This window comes from Prevotella marseillensis (assembly GCF_900625065.1).
In the GTDB taxonomy this organism is placed as follows: Bacteria; Bacteroidota; Bacteroidia; order Bacteroidales; family Bacteroidaceae; genus Prevotella; species Prevotella rara.
The window spans coordinates 1,686,195-1,709,900 of record NZ_UYXY01000001.1; the positions used below are offsets into that span (position 1 = coordinate 1,686,195).

Annotated in this window: 16 protein-coding genes; 7 read left to right on the plus strand and 9 right to left on the minus strand. The window is 49.8% G+C overall.

Annotation, left to right across the window (positions count from 1 at the left end):
• Positions 1-9 precede the first annotated feature (9 nt).
• The 4 genes from thiD to EJL04_RS07135 all read right to left on the minus strand — a co-directional run bounded on the left by thiD (position 10) and on the right by EJL04_RS07135 (position 4,287).
• Entirely contained in the window at positions 10-846 is an 837-nt protein-coding gene (thiD, locus tag EJL04_RS07120; RefSeq protein WP_125104505.1) for a bifunctional hydroxymethylpyrimidine kinase/phosphomethylpyrimidine kinase, read from the minus strand.
• Positions 847-1,305: 459 nt separating this feature from the next.
• Positions 1,306-2,613 (minus strand): MFS transporter, encoded by a 1,308-nt coding sequence (locus EJL04_RS07125; protein WP_021853461.1) that lies wholly within the window; start codon positions 2,611-2,613, stop codon positions 1,306-1,308.
• 27 nt (positions 2,614-2,640) lie between these two features.
• Positions 2,641-3,498, minus strand: a complete 858-nt coding sequence (locus EJL04_RS07130; protein WP_021853462.1) for a zinc ribbon domain-containing protein — start codon at positions 3,496-3,498, stop codon at positions 2,641-2,643.
• 3 nt (positions 3,499-3,501) lie between these two features.
• A complete protein-coding gene (locus EJL04_RS07135) occupies positions 3,502-4,287 on the minus strand; it encodes a Nif3-like dinuclear metal center hexameric protein (protein WP_125104506.1) in 786 nt (261 codons plus the stop codon).
• Between the two features lie 349 nt (positions 4,288-4,636).
• Here EJL04_RS07135 and EJL04_RS07140 point away from each other — a divergent pair, with 349 nt between their 5' ends.
• Positions 4,637-6,121 carry a Na+/H+ antiporter NhaC family protein gene (locus EJL04_RS07140; protein WP_125104507.1) on the plus strand — a complete coding sequence of 495 codons (1,485 nt, stop codon included), beginning with the start codon at positions 4,637-4,639 and terminating at the stop codon, positions 6,119-6,121.
• A 497-nt stretch (positions 6,122-6,618) separates the two neighbouring features.
• On the opposite strand, the gene EJL04_RS07145 is transcribed toward EJL04_RS07140, so the two are convergent.
• On the minus strand, positions 6,619-7,482 hold the full coding sequence (locus EJL04_RS07145; protein ID WP_125104508.1) for a DNA/RNA non-specific endonuclease: 864 nt from the start codon (positions 7,480-7,482) through the stop codon (positions 6,619-6,621).
• A 539-nt stretch (positions 7,483-8,021) separates the two neighbouring features.
• Between EJL04_RS07145 and EJL04_RS07150 the strand changes: the two genes are divergently transcribed.
• The 3 genes from EJL04_RS07150 (at position 8,022) to EJL04_RS07160 (ending at position 10,888) form a co-directional block, all read left to right on the plus strand.
• The gene (locus tag EJL04_RS07150) at positions 8,022-9,068 is read left to right on the plus strand and encodes an agmatine deiminase family protein (protein ID WP_125104509.1); all 1,047 of its coding nucleotides are present in this window, start codon (positions 8,022-8,024) and stop codon (positions 9,066-9,068) included.
• 92 nt (positions 9,069-9,160) lie between these two features.
• Positions 9,161-10,036 carry a carbon-nitrogen hydrolase gene (locus EJL04_RS07155; protein ID WP_125104510.1) on the plus strand — a complete coding sequence of 292 codons (876 nt, stop codon included), beginning with the start codon at positions 9,161-9,163 and terminating at the stop codon, positions 10,034-10,036.
• Between the two features lie 72 nt (positions 10,037-10,108).
• Positions 10,109-10,888: a ZIP family metal transporter gene (locus EJL04_RS07160; protein WP_021853472.1), complete on the plus strand. Its 780-nt coding sequence runs from the start codon at positions 10,109-10,111 to the stop codon at positions 10,886-10,888.
• A 107-nt stretch (positions 10,889-10,995) separates the two neighbouring features.
• Here EJL04_RS07160 and EJL04_RS07165 read toward each other — a convergent pair whose 3' ends face one another.
• The 4 genes from EJL04_RS07165 to EJL04_RS07180 all read right to left on the minus strand — a co-directional run bounded on the left by EJL04_RS07165 (position 10,996) and on the right by EJL04_RS07180 (position 19,245).
• The gene (locus EJL04_RS07165; protein ID WP_125104511.1) at positions 10,996-12,756 is read right to left on the minus strand and encodes a 1-deoxy-D-xylulose-5-phosphate synthase; all 1,761 of its coding nucleotides are present in this window, start codon (positions 12,754-12,756) and stop codon (positions 10,996-10,998) included.
• 271 nt (positions 12,757-13,027) lie between these two features.
• Positions 13,028-13,963: a cation diffusion facilitator family transporter gene (locus tag EJL04_RS07170; protein WP_082335311.1), complete on the minus strand. Its 936-nt coding sequence runs from the start codon at positions 13,961-13,963 to the stop codon at positions 13,028-13,030.
• Between the two features lie 161 nt (positions 13,964-14,124).
• Positions 14,125-15,432: an MFS transporter gene (locus EJL04_RS07175; RefSeq protein ID WP_021853475.1), complete on the minus strand. Its 1,308-nt coding sequence runs from the start codon at positions 15,430-15,432 to the stop codon at positions 14,125-14,127.
• 21 nt (positions 15,433-15,453) lie between these two features.
• A complete protein-coding gene (locus tag EJL04_RS07180) occupies positions 15,454-19,245 on the minus strand; it encodes a DUF4922 domain-containing protein (RefSeq protein WP_125104512.1) in 3,792 nt (1,263 codons plus the stop codon).
• Between the two features lie 977 nt (positions 19,246-20,222).
• On the opposite strand from EJL04_RS07180, the gene rlmN reads away from it, so the two are divergent.
• The 3 genes from rlmN to pdxA are packed head-to-tail and all read left to right on the plus strand — an operon-like array spanning position 20,223 to position 23,441.
• Entirely contained in the window at positions 20,223-21,260 is a 1,038-nt protein-coding gene (rlmN, locus tag EJL04_RS07185) for a dual-specificity RNA methyltransferase RlmN (protein ID WP_021853477.1), read from the plus strand.
• Entirely contained in the window at positions 21,257-22,261 is a 1,005-nt protein-coding gene (locus EJL04_RS07190; protein WP_125104513.1) for a DUF4837 family protein, read from the plus strand. Before rlmN ends, EJL04_RS07190 begins: the two co-directional genes overlap by 4 nt.
• Positions 22,262-22,304: 43 nt before the next feature.
• Complete coding sequence (gene pdxA / locus EJL04_RS07195) at positions 22,305-23,441, plus strand: 4-hydroxythreonine-4-phosphate dehydrogenase PdxA (protein WP_125104514.1); 1,137 nt, start codon at positions 22,305-22,307, stop codon at positions 23,439-23,441.
• Positions 23,442-23,706 lie beyond the last annotated feature (265 nt).

The following is a 23,706-nucleotide window of genomic DNA, read 5'->3' on the forward strand; positions in this document are numbered from 1 at the left end:
TTTTTGTCTTTATTCTTTATCAATTACGATTGCCGGCACAGGACTGAAAAAATGGTTCAAGGGGCCTGTTCCAGCACCTATTGTTATATCTGCTCCTGCCGCAAGCGCAGAAGTAAGATAACGTTTAGCCTCGCCTACAGCCTCAACAAGACTATCACCGCGGGCAACAAAAGCGGCAATGGCAGACGAAAGTGTACAGCCCGTGCCGTGAGTGTTGCGGCTCGCTACAGAAGGAGCCGAATATTCATTTAAGGAGATGTTGCCGTCAAGGATGCTGAAAAGCATATCTGTCTTTACACAGCCCGATGCATGACCGCCCTTTATCAGTACGGAACGAGTGCCATAACCAAGGATGGCGCGTGCCGCAGCCTCAACATCATTAGCAGATACAGACGGCATGCCGGTCAGCACTGAAGTTTCAGGAATATTAGGAGTGAGCAGGTCTGTCATGGGCAACAGCTTTTTTTCAAGCAAAGTGAGTGCACCTGAACTCATGAGCATCTTTCCGCTGCTCGAAACCATGACAGGATCAACAACAAGAAAATGCGGACGGCAGTCTGTCAAGGCTTTTATTATGGCATCCAATGTTGCTGCATCGTTAACCATACCTATTTTAACTGCATCGGGATGCAGGTCTTCCATGACTGCCACAATCTGGTCGTAGACTACCTGTGCGGGCACGGAATGAACATACTTAACGCCCTTGGTGTTCTGTACGGTTACGGCTGTAACGGCAGCCGCGCCGTAAACTCCAAGCGCAGAAAAGGTCTTCAAGTCAGCCTGAATGCCTGCACCGCCGGACGGATCAGAGCCGGCCACAGACAAAGCAACTGGATAACGCTTCATAAAGCGACCCTCCGCAGCATGCAGCAGTCAGCACCCGACTTTACGGGGATAACGCACAAAAAAGAAATAAAAGTCATACTTAAATCTCCTCTTTTAAGATCAGTCAACACTCTCAAAAGCAGGTGACGCGGAATAACCGCCATAAAAGAATTGCATCAAAATCCCAGCGTCGGCATTATCCGTACTGGTTCAATGTGTATAATCTCAGACACGGCAGCCATAAGGCATGCCGGACACCACCTTTTGAGTACATTGCAAAGATAAGACAAAATAACGGCACAGCCAAACTTTTGCTGTCTTTTTTGTGTGCATTGATATCGTTCACGACACAGAAAACAAAATTATCACTACTGAATCCCGGGACAAGCCGCAAAACAAAAGCCGCAAGACTGATAACAATCTTGCGGCCTACAGACTTAAAAAGTCTCAATTTATTACTATGAAAAACGATTTTCACATTTAATCTACAGGGATGTCCTTGTTGACATTCTTACATCCGAGCAGAGCATAATAAAGAAGGTATGCCAAAGCTACAAGCGGCACGATATAAGAAATCATGTAGCCGGCCTTGTCGGCAATGAAGTTCTGCAACAGCGGCAGTACACCTCCACCGACAACCATCATCATGAATATGCCTGAAGCGGCAGCAGTGTATTTGCCAAGTCCTTCCGTAGCAAGATTGAAAATACTTGCCCACATGACAGACGTACACAATCCGCAGAGAACAAGCAGCAGAGCGCTGACAGGCACTGTTACCATTGTGAACGAAGAACCCGTAAACACAGGCATAGACGTTGTTGAAGTCTTAGACGAGAACATTGCCACCAACATGAGCACGATAGCCACGAGCGATACAGTGATCATCATGGCGCGGCTTGAAACCTTGTCGGCAATGAAACCGGCAACGAAACGTCCTACAAGCATCAGCAGCCAATAAGTTCCGGCAACAAAACCGCCTATGGCAGCAGCATCGCCAACAACTCCTGCACCCTTCGACGTCGTGTCAGAGATATAGAAGTTGAGAGTGCCTGGGATACCAATCTCTATTCCAACATAAACAAAGATACCGATTACGCCCAATACGCAATGACGGAAAGCCCACGGACTGTGTTCAAATACGGTGTCTTGTGTAGCCTTACCCATCTCCGGATCAGCTATCGGTATGAACGAAAGCACGATAAACGCACCGGCAAACACAGTCATGGCAATGTAGAGCACGAGGTTTACATCGCTTATGGCAGTGTCTTTAGTAACTGTACCTACCAAGGCGCCCACCAGCATAGGTGTCAGCGTTCCGGCAAGCGAGTTGAGCGTTCCTCCGATAAGGTTGAGCTGGTTGCCACGGTTGCCGCCTCCGCCAAGGAGGTTGAGCATGGGGTTAACCACTGTGTTGAGCATACATACAGAGAAACCGCATACGAATGCACCCAAAAGATACACCCAGAATCCGGTAAGACCTGTAGGGAAGCCCGACAGATACTGCACGAGCACACCCACAAAACCAACTGCAATGGCCACCATTGCAGTCTTTTTATAACCTATCTTGATAAGCAGCTTGCCGGCAGGTATACCCATAAACAGGTATGCAAGGAAGTTCATCATGTTTCCCATCATGCCTAATGTGTTGCTGCCCATCAGTTCGGGCTGATTCTTCCATATTACGCCAATCGGTGCCGCCAGGTTAGTGACGAACGAAATCATGGCGTAGATAAACATCATAGCTATGATGGCTATGATACGTCCACTTTGTTTATTTGTCTGTTCCATGGTTTTTATTTAATAAGGTATTGCTTTTTATGACAATCTTTCCTCTGGAACAAAATCGTCATCATCCTCTTTCTTCGTAGTACGCTTACGAATTACGCGCTTACGCTTCGGCTTCTCCTCTACAGGCTTCTCGCTCTTAACACCTGCCAGTTCAGGATCAATCATGATGCGTCCGCAATACTCACACACAATAATCTTCTTGTGCATTCTGATGTCGAGCTGACGCTGAGGCGGTATCTTGTTGAAGCATCCGCCACATGCATCACGCTGCACGTAAACGATACCCAGACCATTGCGCGCATTCTTGCGTATACGCTTGAAACTTGTAAGCAGACGCGGCTCAATCTTCAGTTCGAGTTCCTTTGCCTTCTCCTTAAGCTTCTCTTCCTCAGCTCTTGTCTCGTCCATAATCTCGTCGAGCTCGTTTTTCTTTTCTTCAAGAGCTACACGGCGGTCCTTAATAAGCTCCTCATTGTTCTGGAGATCTTTGTTTTTCTCCTCAATCTTAACGTTAGCCTCTCTTATCTTCTTGTTGCAAAGCTCTATTTCGAGCGACTGGAACTCGATTTCCTTGCTCAGTGTGTCATACTCGCGGTTGTTCTTAACGTCGTTGAGCTGCTCTTTATAGCGCTCCACGCTGGCCTGAGCCTCGTTAATTTCAGCCTTCTTCTGTACAACGGCATTCTGAAATTCCTTGATGTCGTTCTTTATTTTCTCAATACGTATTGTAAGACCGGCAATCTCGTCTTCGAGGTCCTGAACCTCAAGAGGCAACTCACCTCTCAGGGCTCTCTTTTCATCGATAGCCGACAATGTGGTTTGCAACTGGTAGAGAGTTTTCAGTTTCTCTTCTACAGACAAATCTGTTGGATCTTTTTTAGCCATATTTTATAAGTAGATTATAGGATTAGTGTTGGTCTTTGTGAGATAAGTCACAACTCCCGGACACGCTTCCTCGATTATTGATTTAAATATTTCGTTAGTATACTGTTCGCTCTGATAGTGGCCAATGACGGCAATCTGTATTTCCTGCTCATGACCGAAATACTCATGATAGTGCATCTCGCCTGTGATAAAGGCGTCTGCTCCCTGTGCAATTGCCTCAGACAGGAGGAACGACCCTGCGCCTCCGCAGATGGCAACGGTCTTGATGGGACGGCGCAAAAGCTGATTGCACTGCACACACTCGACATCAAACGTGCGCTTCAGCATCAGCACAAAGTCGTCGGCGGCAAGCGCCTCGGGCAACTCTCCTATAACTCCGCTGCCGCACTCGATGCCCATAACCGTCTTTTCTGCAAAGAAACGGCAGTCATGAAGCTCCATTTTTTCAGCTATCTTGAAGTTAACACCGCCACGGGCATTGTCCATGTTAGTGTGCATGGAAACCACCGTGATATCATTCTTTAAAGCCTTGGCCACGGCACGCTGCACGTCGTCGGCATAGGTGATGCGCTTCAGTGCATGAAAAATCAACGGATGATGACTCACGATGAGATTACAGCCTAAAGCCACAGCCTCGTCGACCACTTTTTCGGTAACGTCAAGGCACAATAAAGCCCCTGATACTTCCGCCTCTGTCAGTCCTGCCTGCAGGCCGGCATTATCAAAGCTCTCCTGCAGGGGCAGAGGCGCGAAACGTTCAAGGGCGTCAACCACTTCTCTTATTTTCACGCTTTTCAGCCTTTTAAATAATAATAATGTGCAAAGATAGCTATTTTCAGCGGCTTGTCAAAGAGCGGCGCAATTTATTTACATTCTTTAACCACTATTATTCATGATGCGCTTCTGCCAAAATCGTCAACAATGCAGCCGGACCATCTGTTGCTTGTCATACAACAGTAAAAATTCATGACACACGACATGCGTAACATGCCGATTTTTCACACATTTATGTAATTATTTTGCATGTTTATTCTTAAATGAGACAAAATGCACCTTTTTGTTGAAAAACAGAAGTTTTTTGCAGACTTATAGCAGCAGAATTATTACTTTTGCAGCCAAAATTTTCAATAGGTTAGTTATGAACAAAAAGACAAGGATACCAAATCCAATCGTAGCCCTGACTCCTTTAGCCGTTCTCGTGGCCCTGCTGGCCATGGTCATCCCTACCTTCGGGGGCGACGCCCTGCTTGGCGGCAGTCAGGTGTCGCTGCTCATAGCCTCGGCTGTTTGTGTGGGCATAGCAATGATAAAATACAACTACAAGTGGAGCGTGCTTGAGGAAGGAATGGCCAAAAACATAAAGAAGGTTACTCCGGCCATAGTGATACTTCTGCTCATCGGAGCAATCTCTGGCACATGGATGCTCAGCGGAGTGGTTCCCACGCTGATATACTACGGTCTGCAGATTCTCACGCCGCAGTTTTTCCTTGCGTCGTGCTGCATAATATGCGCCATAGTGTCTATCATAACCGGCAGCTCATGGACTACCATAGCCACAATAGGCATGGCACTGCTCGGCATAGGCAAGGCGCAGGGTTTCGACGAGGGATGGATTGCAGGAGCAATAATATCGGGAGCCTATTTCGGCGACAAGATTTCGCCGCTGTCAGACACGACAGTGCTGGCATCGTCAACAACGGGCACAAAGCTGTTTACCCACATACGCTATATGCTCATAACCACCGTGCCGTCGATAATAATCACTCTCGGCATATTTACCGTTGCAGGACTTGTCATGAGCCACAGCGGCAACGAGCAGAGCGAGCTTTTTGCCGGCACGCTGGCACAGACATTCAACCTGTCGCCGTGGCTTCTGCTGGTGCCGGTCATCACGGCTTGTCTCATTCTGGCCAAGCTGCCAACCATCATTACGCTCTTTATATCGTCTGTTATAGCCGGAATATGCATTCTGCTGTTCCAGCCTCACATCCTTCTGCAGATAGTAGACGGCAGCGTTCTCGACTTTGCAACAGGATTCAAGGCCCTGATGACGTCAATATTCGGAAGCACATCCATATCAACGGGCCATGCCGAGATAGACGCTCTTGTTGCCACAAGGGGCATGCGCGGCATGATGGACACCATCTGGCTGATAATATGTGCGATGTGCTTCGGCGGCGTGATGTCTGCAAGCAACATGATAAGCAGCATAACCAATCTTTTCGTGCGCTTTGTACGCAAGCCCGCTAGTGCCGTATGCTCAACGGTAGGCGCAGGTCTTTTCTTCAACACATGTACGGCCGACCAGTATCTGTCTATCATCCTGACAGGCAACTTGTTCAAGGACCTTTATCAGAGCCGCAGACTCGAGAGCAGGCTGCTGAGCCGCACCGTAGAAGACTCTGTAACGGTTACTTCCGTGCTGATACCATGGAACTCGTGCGGCATGACTCAGGCCACGGTGCTTGGCGTAAGCACGCTGACCTACCTGCCCTACTGCTTCTTCAACATACTCAGTCCGCTGATGTCTATCCTCGTTGCCTTCACAGGCTTTAAGATAAAACGGCTGATTACGTCAACAAGCGACGAAGCTCCGGTTGAAACAATAAGGCAGACAGCATAATTACGTGAAATAAACTAACGCTGCTGATGCAGCGCAGAATGAAATGACCGCCGCGCAGTAAACAATGAGTTGCTGCGCGGCGGTCATCATTCCATATGGCACGGCTGCATTAAAGCGTTGTTATTCCGTTACTCACATCTCGACATAAAGCCATATATGCAGGCTTGCAGCACAAACCTCATAGCTGCAAGAAACCGGACAAAATGCTACCCGAACAAGACCAATATGCAAAAGACCGTCTTTTAGCTTCTAAAAGGTGGCCTTTTACAAACTGAAAAGCCACCTTTTGCAGGCTAATTTGTGACCTTTCATAAAGCCAAACACCACTATTCACATAACAAGCTGACTATCAATAATATACAGTCACACACTATAACATCAACAAGCAGCAGGCAACACTTTTTTTGCATCGTAAATGCAAACAGCACAAGGCATCAAGTCTATTCTCTTGATATAGAATATTGCAACCTGAAAAGCCTTAATTTATCGGCATGATGTTACCATAAGCCTAAATCACATTCTGCCTCAACCTTCTTCTCGACATCATCAGGAAGCGAAGGGAAGAAGTCGATGCCCGTGATGCGCTCCACCTCGTCTACGGTGTTAACGTATGAATCTTTTGGCCGGTTGCCTGAAGTATTCTTGTAGATAAAGCCTATTGCCTGCGGATCATCGCCCGTGCGCAGCACTACTTTGAAAAATGCCTCGGGCACAACCACCTTGTTCTTGCCTATTGTCTTGTGCTTACCTTTATATAATATAGGGCCGCAGACTATGTACAGGTCGCCGTATTTCTTAGCCCATTTGCGGCATGCCATCTCCATCTCGTTCCAGTCGCCGCGGTTAAGATTGCCGTTCTGCGGACACATGTTGGTAAAGAGGAACGACTCCTCCATGGCCTTCTTGCTCCATTTGTTGTCGGCAGCCGGACACATGTGGCCACGGTCGTAGCCCGAATTATAGTAGTCCCAGTCTGTTGCACGCGGCTCCGGCACTTCCGTATCCTCTGCAAAGTCTACGCCCGAGCGCTTTGCGCTTCCCTCGGTGCGTTCAGCCGTAAGATGCCATGCCACCCAGTTCGGCAGCAGAGTGGTCTTGTTATACGATGCCACATACCCCGTGCGCTTCAGTATCTGCTCAGGTGTCCCCTTCGGTGATGTCTGCATAACCAGCTTGTCATCAGCTTCTGCTGCTCCGGCAGACGCATCGCATGCCCCGGCCTCGCCGTCTTTCTGGTCAAGTTCCTCTACCAGCGCCTTGCCAGCCTCGCTGATAAGCGCCTTGTTATTCTTTGCCAAGTCGCACGAACACAGCGCAACGACCGCAATAAACAATAAAAAATAAGCTCTAAAGTTCTTCATATCATCTGCGAAGATAGCTATTTATACGGTTATAAACAAGAAAATCGGGCTGATTTTACAGCTTATGCTATAAGACCAGCCCGACTCTTTTTATTCTACGTCAGCTTAAACAGGCATGTTTACGCGTCCGTAGTTGTACATTTTCAAAACGTTCACACAATACTTGTTGAACTTCTTGTTGTCTAAAATCCTGTTAACAATCTTTTTCATAATCTTTTTACCTTTCCTATTTTTAATTTCTACCTGTAGGATGCATCTTCACATCCTTGTTATCCTTTTTCCTTTATTTCTAACGCAAAGGTAATACCATTTTCAGCATGTCAGAACGTTTTTGTCTATGAATTTGGCTTATAGTGCCTCTATTTTGACATGCGTCAAACAGGTTGATTTACATCAACGAAAATCTGACATAATGACACCTTATATAATAAAATGCAGCTTTTATTTGCTCATTATCCGCACTTATATTATTTTTGTAAAGCAATCAGAAAAGACATACACACATTTTGCATAACACAAACAAAACCGAAGCAAGAAGTATGAACAACAATGCCATATTGCTGCCCGAATGGGCAAATCAAAGCGCCATACAGCTGACATGGCCGCACGAAGACACCGACTGGCGTGAGTATCTTGACGATATATGCGCAACATACGCCGAAATGGCTGACGCCATAACACGATATGAGAAGCTGCTCGTGGTTGCCCCTGAGCCGGAATTGGTGAAAAAGGAACTCAGCAAGAGACTGACAAGCTGTCAGTTGGACAATATAATATTCCATAAATGCCCCACAAACGACACATGGGCACGCGACCACGGATTCATAACACTTGGCGGCGACGGCACCTACACGCTGCTCGACTTCCGTTTTAACGGATGGGGCGACAAGTTTGAAGCCGCTCTTGACAACGCCATAAACCGAAGTCTATACGACAATGGTGTCGTAGAAGGCACTTACACCGACCTTAACAGCTTTGTGCTGGAGGGCGGATCTATTGAGAGCGACGGACGCGGCACCGTGCTGACCACAAGTCAGTGTCTTCTGGCACCTCACCGCAACCAGCCGTTAACACGCAGCGAGATAGAGCTGAAACTGAAAAGTATGCTGCATGCCGAACGCATCTTATGGATAGACTACGGACATCTTGAAGGCGACGACACCGACGGCCACATAGACACACTGGTAAGAATAGCTCCCGACGACACCTTATTATATATAGGATGTGACGACAAGAGCGACAGCCACTATGACGACCTGAAACGCATGGAAGAACAGCTGAAGACGTTCCGTACAGCCGACGGCAAGCCATACAGACTGATGCGCCTGCCCATGCCTGCGGCAATATATGACGACGGCGACAGGCTTCCGGCCACTTACGCCAACTATGTGATAGTGAACGGCGCCGTTATTTATCCTACATACAATCAGCCAGACAACGATGCTGAGGCCGAAAGAGTAATCAAAGCGGCCTTCCCCGGCAGAGATGTCATAGGCATAGACAGCCGCACCGTTATACGTCAGCATGGCTCGCTGCACTGCTGTACGATGCAGCTCTACAGTAAAATAACGGAACAGAAACAATAAATCATCAAAGCATATACGGCTCATAAAGTCCTGAATGTCAACACATAAGGCAGCAACGTAAATTAAATCAAACAAAACAACAGCAAAACAGAATGAAAACAGGAATAATTCAACAGCATAACACAGCTGACAAGAAATACAACATGCAGCGCCTTGCAGAAAGCATAAAGGCACTTGCATCTGAAGGAGCAGAACTGATAATATTGCAGGAGTTGCACAACTCGCTGTACTTCTGCCAAGTTGAGAACGTCAACAACTTCGACCTGGCAGAACCGATACCTGGTCCGTCGACCGAGTTTTTCGGCAGTCTGGCCAAAGAACTTGGCGTGGTAATCGTTACTTCGCTTTTTGAAAAACGTGCAGCAGGACTTTACCACAACACTGCCGTGGTGATAGAACGCGACGGAACTATAGCAGGCAAATACCGCAAGATGCACATTCCTGACGATCCTGCATATTACGAGAAGTTTTATTTCACACCAGGCGACCTTGGTTTCCACCCCATCGACACATCTGTAGGACGTCTCGGCGTGCTCGTATGCTGGGATCAGTGGTATCCGGAAGCAGCCCGTCTGATGGCTCTTCAGGGCGCCGAAATGCTAATCTACCCCACAGCCATAGGCTTTGAAAGCTCTGACGAACCTGCAGAACAGCAGCGCCAGCGCGAGGCATGGACAACAGTGCAGCGCGGACATGCCGTAGCCAACGGACTGCCTGTGGTGGCAGTAAACCGCGTGGGACACGAGACCGACCCGTCGGGAATGACCGGAGGTATAGAGTTCTGGGGCAGCTCATTCGTTGCCGGACCGCAGGGCGAACTGCTATACAGGGCATCAGACCATGAGGAAGAGCGCAAAATAATAGACATCGACCTGGCCCACAGCGAGCAGGTGCGTCGTTGGTGGCCGTTCCTTCGCGATCGCCGCATAGATAAATACACTGATATTGTGAAGCGCTTTATCGACTGAGACATCACATCATGGCATTAAATTCATAATGTCCCATATGTCTCATTTGTCTCATAAATAATTAAAACAGCAATGGAAGGAATAATCTTAGGACTCCTCATCCCCCTGATGGGCACAATGTTAGGTTCAGGTTTCGTGTTTTTCATGAAGAAAGACATGCCCCCGCTGCTGCAGAAAGCCCTGCTTGGCTTTGCCTCAGGCGTTATGGTGGCAGCCTCGGTGTGGTCGCTTCTAATACCCAGCATGAATATGTGCAGCCATATGGACAAATGGTCTGTCATGCCTGCAGCTGTCGGTTTTCTGGCCGGCATAGGCTTCCTGCTGGCCATCGACTATATCACACCACACCTTCATCTTGGCAAGTCTAAGCCCGAAGGACCGCGCAGTCATCTGTCACGCACGGCAATGCTGTCGCTAGCCGTCACCATACACAATCTTCCTGAAGGCATGGCTGTAGGCGTAGTACTTGCAGGAGCCATGCAGAGCGGAGCCGGTATAACGGCAGCCGCAGCCCTTGCCATGTCACTCGGTATTGCAATACAGAACATTCCCGAAGGCGCAATCATATCTATGCCCATGCGTGCAGAGGGCAACAGCCGAATGAAATCGTTTCTTTTAGGCAGTCTAAGCGGAATAGTTGAGCCGTTAGGCGGACTTATAGTCATTCTGCTTGCCTCGATGATGACGCCCGTGTTGCCTTATCTTCTGGCCTTTGCGGCAGGAGCTATGATCTACGTTGTTGTCGAGGAGCTTATCCCCGAAGCCTCTGAAGGCGAACACTCCAACATAGGCGTAATTGGCTTTTCCGCCGGTTTTGTCCTCATGATGATTCTTGATGTCGTGCTGGGATAAGGGATGATAATTTAGAATGGAGAATGGAGAATTATGATTACTCTTGATGGATAGGAGTAATAAAACAAATCATAATTCTCCATCCTCCATTCTCCATTCTAAATTTTCTAAATAAGATTTAGAACATCAGCTACAATTTGTTCCTCGGTCAGATGGTTGTCGCGCAGCAGCTGCTCAACATCATATCTGTCGTAAAGAGCCTTACGCACGCCGAAACATATTGTCTTCATTTCCGATGGTCCGTAATAGCGGCTTATACGTTCTCCGAAGCCACCGTCTATGCATCCGTCTTCTATCGTAACAACCAGTTTGTGGTCTTTCTTCAGACCTTCAAGCATTTCTTCGTCAATGCCGGACACAAAACGGGGATTGATAAGCGTGGCATTTATACCTTTACCGGCAAGCATATCTACCACCTTCTGACCCTTCTGATAGAAGTCGCCAAGAGCAATCACGGCCACAGTGTCGCCCTTTTTATCCATCTTATACTTATTCAGCTGGCTGTAGTCCGTGTCATACTTCTCATCGCTATGTGCCACGAGAGCCTCCGGTATGCGTATTGCCACAGGATATTCTGTCTGCTTTATAGCCCAGTCTTCCATGGCAACAAACTCTTCGTATGTCGTCGGGGCAAGATAAACAAGATTAGGAATATGACTGAGCATAGGAATATCAAAGAAACAAATATGCGTTATGTCATTCATTCCGTAGACAGATGCGCCTACAACATTTATCACAGCAGCGTTTCCATTCACACAAAGATCCTGTGCAATCTGGTCATAGGTGCGCTGAATAAATGTGGCATAGGTCGTGTAAACAGGTCTTACGCCGCCTTTAGCCATACCGGAACTCAAAGCCACGGCTTCTTCCTCGGCAATGCCAACGTCGGTATACTGGCGTCCCATCTGTTTTCTTATCTCCGGAGTAAAGCCAGCTCCGCCTGGAACGGCAGACACTACGGCAACCAACTTCGGATCGTTCTTTGCCTTCTCTGCAAGATATTGGCCTATAAGTGCCGGAAAATACTCCTCGCCATCACCTGCAGAAGCCTTCAGATTACCTGTCTCAAGGTCGAAAGGCATGCTCCAGTGGAATCTTTCCTTGTTCTCTACTGCAGGCGCATAGCCATGTCCTTTCTCCGTATGAATGTGTACAACGACAGGGCGCTCGGCGTCCTTCACTTGCTTAAATGCGGCTATAAGCGAGGCTATGTCGTTGCCGTCCTCAACATAAACATAGTCGAGCCCCATAGCCTTAAAGAAGTTTAGTTCTGCTTTTCCGGCTGTATCACGCAGCAGCTTCAGGTTTCCATACAGTCCTCCGTGGTTCTCGGCAATAGACATTTCGTTGTCGTTAACCACTATTATCATGTTTGTACCTATCTCAGCGGCCATGTCAAAGCCCTCAAAGGCCTCGCCTCCGCTCAGAGATCCGTCACCGATAACAGCCACTATATTCTCCTTTCCGCCCCGTATGTCGCGCGCTTTCTGCAACCCTGTAGCCAAAGCCACAGACGTAGAAGTGTGCCCTATCTCAAAACAGTCATACTCAGGCGACTCTTCCGGCGAACTGTATCCTGACACATCATCAAAGCGCTTGTTGTCTAAATATCCGTAAGCGCGGCCTGTAAGCATCTTATAAGGATAAACCTGATGAGACACATCGAACACGATTTTGTCCTCGGGAATGTCAAAAACATACACAAGTGCTATCGTCGCCTCTGTTATACCGAGGTTAGGGCCTACGTGACCTCCGTGATTGCTGACACGGTTAAGCACACCTTCACGAATTTCTCCGGCAAGGACATCGAGCTGCTCAATACTAAGTTTGCGGACATCCTGCGGACTATTAATTTTCTCTAAATACATAAATATATTTCCATTTATCTTATTTCAAAGGCAAAATTACAACAAACCCTACAAAAACAGGATAAACAAATTACATTAAAAAGTAAACATTCTACTCTTTCACACCTTTCAGGCAGTAAACATTAAGCCATTCAAGACACCCAAGTTGGTGTGATGAATGGCCATTACCCCACTGCTGAACAGCCATAAAAACAAGCCTGACAGCAGCATATTTCACATCTTACGCCTCAAATTTCACATTCAGCTTTCAGTTCATACGAGGCGTTGCAGATTATTTCTCTCCGTCATTTTCAGGAGCCACATATTTGCCGTCAACCTTCAACGGCTCAACATGAAGCCCCACATGAGTATCTTCACCAAAATGCTCACGCAGTTTCTCTTCTATATCGCTTGCCCTTCTGTGGGCCTCATAAAGAGATATATCGCCCGGCATACGCAGGTGCATCTCTATCGCTATGTTGTTTCCTATACGCCTTGTGCGCAGGTTATGTATTCCGCTCACGCCGATCTCACTTTCGGCAATGCTCTTTATCTCTTTCTCCACATCATCAGAAAGACTCTTTTCCAGCAGTTCATCAGATGCCTGACGAATCAGTGTCAGGGCTGTCTTGATGATGAACAGACTCACAACAACAGCTGCTATCGGGTCAAGCACGGCCCAACGGGAGCCCAGGAATATGGCTCCGCCAATACCCAAAGCCGTACCTATTGACGAGAAAGCATCGCTTCTATGATGCCATGCATTAGCTATGACAGCCTGAGAGTCGACAGCCTTGCCAACCTTAACAGTAAAACGATAAACCCACTCTTTTAGAACCACGCTGAGCACAGCGGCAATGAATGCCACATATCCGGGCTGCTGAAGCGGCTCACCATTAAGGGCCATTATGATTTTCTCCACTCCGCCATAGCAAATCATCACTCCCACAAAGAGCAAGGCCAGTCCGATGAGCGATGTTGCAAGAGTCTCATACTTGCCGTGTCCATAATCGTGGTCGCTGTCCTGCGGTTTGTTGCTCAGCTTGACAAACAGCAGAACGACAATATCCGTTATCAAGTCTGACAATGAATGGACAGCATCGGCAATCATGGCGGCCGAATGTCCAAGTATTCCGAACACAAACTTCAGCACGACAAGAACAATATTGACCACGCTTCCAAGCACAGTCACCTTGTAGATTTTCTTTTCACGCGTTTTCTTATCCATCATTTTTACCTGTAAACCAATATTTATAAAAACCGATAATTATTTTATCCTCAATATAAAGTTGACGCTTCCGCCGCCAGACTTTTGTCTGGCAGCAGAAACGTCACATAATATCATATATGCTGCAATCTCTTCATACACACCATAACATGCAGCCCGGCTTATTGCCGCTCCTCATGTTCTTTCTTGCCAAACTCCGGATCGATGTCGACAAATGCCGCGACAAGGAATGTGATGATACAAAGAATGACAACTATGATGAAGAACCACAGATAGCCCACAAGCTCCTGAAGATATCCTGCCACAAGTCCGGGCAGCATCATCGACAGCGCCATCAGCGCCGTACACAGTGCATAGTGAGACGTCTTATATTCCCCCTGACTATAATAAATAAGGTAGAGCATGTAAGCCGTAAAGCCGAAGCCATAGCCAAACTGCTCAATAAACACGCACACGTTGATAATAATGAAACTGTCGGGCATGGCGTAACTCAGATAAACATAGACAAGGTCAGGCAGCGTTATGGCGCACACCATGGGCCACAGCCACTTCTTCAGTCCGTCGCGTCCGGCAGCCATTCCTCCTAAAATTCCTCCGAGCGTAAGTCCTATTATGCCAACCGTGCCCTGCACAAAGCCATATTCCTGAGGTGAAAGTCCCAGTCCGCCATTGCTTCCGCTGTCGATAAGAAACAGCGAAGAAACCTTCGCCAGCAGTCCTTCGGGCATACGGTAAAAGAGCATGAACAGGAAAGCTATGAGCACCTGTTTTGCCGGCATCTTGGTGAAAAACGTCTTTACAGACAACACCAGCTTTGTCCACACCTCACGTGCACCGGCATTGCGCAGTCCGCGGTCTGACACAGGACACGGCAACACCAGGCTGTGCCACAGCCACAAGGCTATGAACAAGCCCGTAACGCCATAGAACATAAGGCTCCACGAATACTTTATGCTGTTGCGGAAAAGCACCTGTAAATTGCCGGCAATCATCACGAGGACACCCTGTCCGAATATTGTAGCAAACCTGTAGAACGTACTTCTGATACCAACAAACCACGCCTGTTTATGCTGGTCCATGCCGAGCATATAGAATCCGTCGGCTGCTATGTCGTGCGTGGCACTGCTGAACGCCATTACCCAAAAGAAGAACAGCGTGCCCTGAAGCCAGAAACTGGTGGGAATGGTGAACGCCACGCCTCCAAAAGCCGCACCGATGAGCAGCTGCATGGTGATTATCCACCAGCGCTTGGTCTTTACTATGTCTACAAACGGACTCCAAAGCGGCTTTATTACCCAGGGCAGATACAGCCACGAGGTGTAGAACGTAATCTCTGCGTTTGTCAGTCCGAGCTGCTTATACAGGATGAGCGAAATTGTCATCACAGCCACATAAGGCAGTCCCTCGGCAAAATATAGTGTAGGAACCCAGCTCCAGGGGTTCCTGCTCAACTTCTTACCAGAATTCATTTTCTTGTTCAAAGTTTTATGTTAACCATATATTTTTCTTATTTCCGCACCGCGGTAGTAGTGCAGAAGTATCTCATCATACTTATATCCGCGCTCGCCCATCACGGCAGCACCGATCTGACAGAGGCCTACTCCGTGGCCCCAGCCTGCACCTGTAAGGACAAAACACTGCGGCACGCCGTTGCTGATGTCTGTCTTGTCAACGACAAACGCACTGCTGTAAAGATGGCTCTCGCTCAGCACGCGCCTTATTTCAAGCTCCTTGCCGATGGTGAACGAGCCCTTCGTGCCCACAATCTTCAGTTTCCATATACGTCCGCTCTTTCCGCGGGCAACAGGCTGCAGATCGACAATATCACCGAGATCCAGTTTCAACTTGGCAGCAATAAGTCCTGCCAGCTGCTCCTGTGTGTACTCCACCTTCCAGCGGTAGAAGTCGGCAGTCTCCTGATCATAGTCGTTGAGCACCTGCGACAATATCTTCTTGTCGTGCGTGTTGCAGAAGACTTCGCCGTTGCCTCTTATCCATGCCTCGGCCTCATCTTCCTTCGTCAGGTCGGGCAGCACGGCTCCGCCTGAAGCATTGTCGCGCAGGGCTACCAGATATGGCTGCGGCGTGTCTTCCCAGCAATACTGATACTCCTCGGTTATGCCGCCGCAGCATTTGCTGAAACGGGCATCGCAGATGTCCTCGCCCGACATCAGTATCTGTCCGCGAGTCTCGCTCACGGCCTGCTCCACATGCCTGTTCTTGGCTTTGGTTATGCCCTGATAGCGCTGACAATGGTCGTCGGCACACACGTCGAATATGGTATGGTCGTCGCGGTCGTACCAGCGTATCAGCTCGTCGTCTTTCTTTATGAACGAGAAGAATCCGTTGCCTCCGCTGCTCTGACGCTTGCGGCGCTCCATCTGTGCCAGCAGCCAGCTGCGCGATATTACGGCATGAGCCTTGAGGAACTCAAGCGACGAAGTGGCCTTCATCTCACTCGAGATGACGCTTATCAGATAGTTTTCCACTGGCAGACGGTTGATGGCACATATCTTGTCGGCCTCAACAACTATTTTCAGCGTGCCCTGGAATGTCTGTGTCTCCTTGCGTTCCCAATGGAAGTTTACTCCAATGGTTACGTCGCTCAGCGAGAACGACGCGTCCTTGTCACAAGGCGTAAACGTAAGTTCACGGTAAAGATTGCCGTTCCACAGGATGCCCCCCTCTGAGAACGACACCTGCTGCGGTCCCGTGATAACCTCGCCCTTTGCCATATACTCGCCGTTGAGCGAGAAGCAGATGCTCTCGGCGCTTACAATGCCTACATGCACCTCTGGCTCAACATGCTTGTAAAGCCTTGCGCCCGGAGCCTCGCCACAATGTGCCGATGCCTTTATCTTAGCCACGACCTCACACATTTCGTCATCCGTGATGGCCACCTCGCGCAATATGCCCTCGGCCTGTTCTGCCGTCAGCCGCTCAAAGTCTTCTCTTCGCGGCGTTATTATCAGTCCTGCCATGTCGAGCGCGCCCGGACTGACAAGCATCTTGGCGTCACCGTCTGCCGAATAGCAGTCGGGTCTGTGCTTGCGGCGCGGAAATACCACCGTCAGCCACTGGCCTGCAGACATCCAGCTCACTACATTCATCATCGGCTCTATGTCGCCGTCGTGCATAGGCAAAGCATTGTACACACAGCGGAAGAGCATCTCGTCGGCCTCGGCATTGCGGCTCCTTATCAGCAAGGCCGGACATGCCCAGCTGTTGACGACTGATATGTCGTTGTCGGCGTCGAGCGCATGCACCACCGTTATGTCGCGCACCAGTCTCGACCATGATGCCTGCAGGGGCACCTTGCCGCTCGTTCCGGCCTGGAAGTGCATGTGGTCAGGAGCAGATGCTCCGCACTTCGGACCGTTATAGAACACCATAATGTCGGGATTCTGCGTCAGTATGGCGTGCATCTCTCCGTAATATTCGAGTATGTGCTGCGGCTGATGCTTCACTGCCGGCAGCGTGAAGTGTACGGGAAGTATGGGATATGGATTAACCAGTATGTCGAAGTTGTCGTCAAAGCGCTTTATCTGCTGCTCCTGCGGACGGTTCTCCTTGCACAGGAAGCATGGGCGCTTGCTTATCGAGGCCTTGTCTATCGAAGCTCCGGTTGACACCATGCGGGCAGGGTTAAACTGTGCCACTAGGGGCATGCCGCCGTCGCTAAGGTCGCGAGTGAGCACCTCCTGCAGGTCTCTGAAGTTGTGGCGTGCCAGGCTCCACGTCTCTATCTGTCTGTTAAAGAAGCGATAGAGCGAACTGTCTGCCATCATGTCTGCCTTGCCGGCTGTCATCTGCTGACGTGCCAACAGCTCCATGGTGCGCAGGCGGTCTTTATACAGGTTGTTGGCGTTGACCTTGTCTACGGTCAGCGCTGCGTCGCTGTTGCCGCCCCAACGGCGGCACAGATACAGTTCGGTGAATATTCTGCCTATCTTATAGCGTCTGCTGAAGGCCAGTCCGGCAGCATAGTCTTCGCCGTAGCTTGTGTTCGGGAAGCGTATCTGCCTGAGCAGCGGCGTGAAGAACGCGCGCGGCGCTCCCAGTCCGTTGATTCGCAGGGCGTTGTTGCATCCGTTGTCGTCGGTCCATTCTGCATGACTTATAAGTCCCGGCGGCAGCGTGTTAAGGTCGAAGTCGCACATACGGTAGCTGCCTACAATCATGGCGGCACGCTGCCTGTAGAACTCGTCGACAATAGTCTGCAGCGTGTTTTCCGACGAATAGAGGTCGTCGCTGTCGAGCTGTACGGCAAAGCGTCCGCACCGCTCGTCGTCTATGGCAAGGTTCCAGCATCCGCCAATGCCAAGGTCTTTACGCTGCGGTACTATGTGTATCAGAGGAGCACGCCCGTCGCTCTTCGCGGCATACTGCTCCAGCAGCCTCGTAGTGTTGTCGGTCGAATGGTTGTCTACGACGATGACGTTGAACGGAAAACTTGTTTTCTGCGACAGCGCGCTGTCAACGGCATCGCATATTGTCTTTTCACGGTTGCGCACGGGTATCACCACAGACGCCTCGTATTCGAAGTCCTGCTCGTTGAAGTCGGGCTCACGATAGAGCGATGTGTCGATTAGGGCGCCAACGGCCTTCAGGTGTGCCGTAACGGCCTGCTCCATCTCTATCTGCACCTCACGGTTGGCAGGGTTGACATAGTCAAACTGCTTGACGCCGCTGGCCCTGAGGTCTCTCTCCTCTTCTGTGTACAGCAGCTCGTTGATATGGAACAGGCGTCCGCAGCGGCTGAGATAGAGCCACAGCTCATACCATCCAGCAAATCTGTATGCCGACTCTTCTACGTCGCGTGCAAACCTGTTGAGCAGCGTTCCTTTGATCATAACCACGCTGCCGAAGTCGAAGTCGTCGCGCAGACTGCCTTCCTGCCAGTCTATCACGGGGTGTGGCTTTGGTTCGCCGTTCTCCACCGATATGCGGTCGCTGTACACCATCGACGCGTCGGTCTCGGCTGCCACACGCATCATGCGCTGTATTGAATACTGCCCAAGACTTACGGGCACGGTCTTCAGGAATACCAGTGCATAGTCGGCCATGCAGCTCTCGGCTATGGCGTGCATTGCCGATGCCGACAGTAGGCCGTCGACGGCAATAAACGAGCAGTTTTCGGGCACGGGTGTGCTCATAGCCATATCTTGTGTAACCATCAGGTTTATATGCCGTATCATGCGGCTGCCTTTAAGCTGACGCAGGGTGTTGGCCACCGCACTGATGTCAGCGCAAGGCAAGAAGCAGTCTATTGTTCCTCTCATTTCTGTTTTTTCATAAATTGTTACGCCGCGCCTGCCGCTCCATGCCGCCACACGCGGAGGCACGCAACAAAGCCACGGCGACTCGTAATTATATTGACATGCAAAAGTACACAAAAATCCTGACAACTCGGTTGCATTTACCCGAAAATAGACATGGCACAAAATCAAAATCAGCAAAAAAGATGACGGCAATATCCACCAACACGTTTTCACCTTACGCAACAATGCCTCATGACTTGCCCCTGCGTCCGTTTCAACGGATAACGGCAAGAATATTGCATCTCACGAAATGACGCGCCAACCCATTTATCTTTATTAACAAAACATACATTTTAGCGCCCACAATTTTAACTTTTCATTTTTCATGTTTTAGCAAAATACATCTGCCCAAAACTGCCCTTACAGCACAACTTCAGGCATATCAGCATGCAGTCTGTGGTCTTTCGTATTGCAAAAGGTATGCTCTTGCAGCACAAAAGACCGCCTTTTGCATAGCCGCTTGATACCTATTGGTGCCCAAAACCGCCTTAATAATGGGCTAAAAGGACGTAAAATAGATACAAAAGAAGCCGTAAAAATACTGCCGCACAAGCTATCCCAAGCATCAATTTCACGTACCTATCTGACTGTCAGCATCTTGCAAATAACGGCATAAAACGGGCATTTCTCGCCGGAAACTTTACTCCGTTTATAAATAATGCCATTTTCAAACTTTTTAAGTTAAACAGAACTACGTCGATTTAACCTGCATTAACCATAAAACATTACACCATCAAACCCAATATATACACTGCCAACCGCCGGCATTACAGCCAAAACTCAGCCGCGCCCTTCGCGTTTCCGCATACCAAAGGCCTGCATAATACCGGCATGCAACGATATGGCAACACATTTATAATAAAGAAAAAACATTAAACATCCCGATTATCTCACTTTTTTTAGCTAACTTTGTCGGCCGTAAACAAAGAATTTTTGAGATGGAACAAAGCACTACACCGTTATTGGGATTAACACTTAACGAACTTAAAGATGTTGCCAAAGCCATGGGCATGCCGGCTTTTGCGGGGGCTCAGATGGCTAAATGGCTATATACTCAGCACGTAAGCTCAATCGACGACATGCTGAACATCTCGAAAGCTAACCGCGAAAAGCTGAAACAGCACTACCGCATAGGATGCCTGCCGCCGGCCGACTGCCAGAAGTCTGTTGACGGAACGATAAAATATCTGTTCCCGACGGAGAGCGGTAAGTTTGTCGAGACGGTTTACATACCCGACAAAGACCGCGCCACGCTGTGCGTGTCGTCGCAGGTGGGATGCAAGATGAACTGCCTGTTCTGCCAGACCGGCAAGCAGGGCTTTGAGGGCAGCCTCACAGCCACCGACATACTTAATCAGATATACTCGCTGCCCGAGCGCGACAAGCTGACAAACATCGTGTTTATGGGCCAGGGCGAGCCTATGGACAACCTCGACAACGTGCTCAGGGCTACGGAGATTCTCACAGCCGACTACGGATACGCATGGAGCCCCAAGCGTATCACGGTGAGCAGCGTAGGCGTAAAAAACAAGCTGAAGAGGTTTATCGAGGAGAGCGAATGTCACGTGGCAATAAGCCTCCACTCGCCAGTCCACGAGCAGCGCGCCATGCTCATGCCAGCCGAAAAGGGCATGCCTATCGCAGATGTTGTTGAACTGCTGCGCAACTACGACTTCAGTCATCAGCGCCGCCTGTCGTTCGAATATATCGTCTTCGGCGGACTCAACGACTCTATGGTGTTCGCCAAGGAGATTATCCACCTGCTCAGGGGGCTCGACTGCCGCATCAACCTCATAAGATTCCATCAGATACCGGGCGTTGACCTCCACGGAGCCGACGACGCCACAATGGAGAAGCTGCGCGACTATCTTACGTCTCACGGCGTGTTCACAACAATAAGGGCAAGTCGCGGACAGGACATCTATGCTGCCTGCGGACTGCTCAGCACGGCAAGGAAGGAGAGTCAGGATAAGTGACAAAGTGTCTGCGGCTATTGCTCCTGACGGCCATCGTGGCCTTATGCTCATGCAGCGGCGGCCCGCAGTCGCTGTTGCCAAAGAGCGGCGGACGGCCTTACGAGGTTCTGCTCGTGGCTTCCGACAGGCGTTGCGCAGCCGTAGTAGACAGCGTCCTGACGCAGGACATGCCTTCGCTGCCACAGCGCGAGCCGATGTTCGACGTGTCGCAGATAGACACCACACGCTTTAACCAGACCACACGGCTGGCGCGCTGCATAGTAATAGTAACCGTCAATCCGGCGGTGTTCACGTCGACACGCATCAGATACGAGAAAAACGTATGGGCAAGACCGCAGCTCGTGGTATATGTCAACACGCCGTCGGCATCACAGCTCAGCCAATATATGGCAAAGGCTGGCCACCGGCTCACAAGTCTGCTGACAAGGGCAGAAATAAACACGGCAATATCAACGCTGCGCGCCGGAAGCAACCGCAAGGCCGAGAGCAGCATAAGGCGTATGTTCGGATGGGACATGCTCATACCAGCAGAGATGAAGGCGGGCAAGACGGGACGCAACTTTATATGGCTTTCGGACAACAGGCCCGACCGCATGCGCAACATCTGCGTCTACTCATACAGCGGCACCACTCTCGACGCACACCGCGCCCTGGCTGCGCGCGACAGCGTCATGAGACTTAACATACCGGGCGAACTCGACGGCATGTATATGCAGACAACTCCCGGAAGCGTGACGGCAGGACTGGCAACAGAAGACGGACGCACCGTGATGATAAGCCGCGGACTGTGGGAGATGCGCAACGACGCCATGGGCGGACCGTTCGTGTCGCTCTCTACAGTCGACTCAGTCAACAGCCGCATCATAGTGGCAGAGGCTTTTGTCTATGCGCCGGGCACCAACAAGCGCAACCTGATAAGGAGTGCCGAGGCTGCACTATACACTCTAGGCAGGCACGCCGCCAGCGGCAATAACAGCAAAGGCAGCCGGCAGACCGACTGACATAAGGTTAAGAAAGAAACAGATATAACAAACATATACGAATATGGAAAACAGAAAACTACGCGTTGCCATAACGCACGGAGATACTAACGGCATAGGGTATGAAATAATATTCAAGACATTCTCTGAGCCGGCCATGCTTGAATTATGCACACCTATCATCTACGGCTCGCCCAAGGTGGCAGCCTATCACCGCAATGCTCTCGGCATTCAGGGCAACTTCACCATAATCAACTCGGCTGCCGAAGCCCACAACAACAAGGTGAACCTGCTCACAACTTTCGACCAGGAGATAAAGGTTGACCTTGGCAATCCGTCTAAAGAGGCTGGCATGGCATCGCTCGCTGCTCTCGAAAAGGCAATGGCCGACTACAAGGAGGGACTGTTCGACGTGCTCGTAACGGCACCTATCAACAAGAACAACATACAGAGCGACGACTTCCATTTCTGCGGCCACACCGAATATATCGAGGAGCGTGCAGGCAATGGCGACAAGGCTCTCATGATATTGCTCAACGACATGCTGCGCGTGGCTCTCGTAACCACACACCTGCCCATCAGAGACGTTGCTGCGGCTATAACCAAAGAGAGCATCATAGAGAAGGCAACGATATTCCACAATTCGCTGAAACGCGACTTCCGCATCTCTAACCCGCGCATCGCCGTGCTGGCGCTCAATCCTCATGCCGGCGACGACGGACTGCTGGGACGCGAGGAACAGGAGGTTATCATACCGGCCATCAAAGAACTGTCTGACAACGGCATACGTGCCTTCGGACCATACGCAGCCGACGGCTTCTTCGGACATGAGAGCTACACTGCATTCGACGGCGTACTGGCAATGTATCACGACCAGGGCCTGGCTCCGTTCAAGTGTCTCGATCTCGGCAACGGCGTAAACTTCACAGCCGGACTGCCTATCGTGCGCACATCGCCCGACCACGGCACGGCATACGACATCGCAGGCAAGAACATGGCTGACGAAAGCTCTTTCAGAAATGCCATATATCTCGCACTCGACGTCTTCCGCAACCGCATCGAATACGACGAGCCTTTCAACAATCCGCTGAAGAAGCTCTATCACGAGAAGCGTGACGACAGCGAGAAAGCACGGTTCTCTATAAACAAGTTTAAGGAACAGGACAACAGCGGCGACGACAAGAACGCCAAAGATGAATAACTTCAGGTGAGACATCTTGATTCGGCATGGCCGACAGTTTGACTTTAGCGCAGAGCATGGACACTGACAAACAGATGACCAGCCCCGAAAGTCTGCAAAAATAAGTCATAAAGGCGACGGCATCGCCTTTATGACGATAGAAAGACAGACTGCAAACGCAAGGACAAGCATCCGGCTGCGCTCCGGCATGGCCGTGCTTAACATAAACTCACTTATAATAAACCGCATCGTCTGATTACACAGTGCGATGAAATGCCTGGCGGGC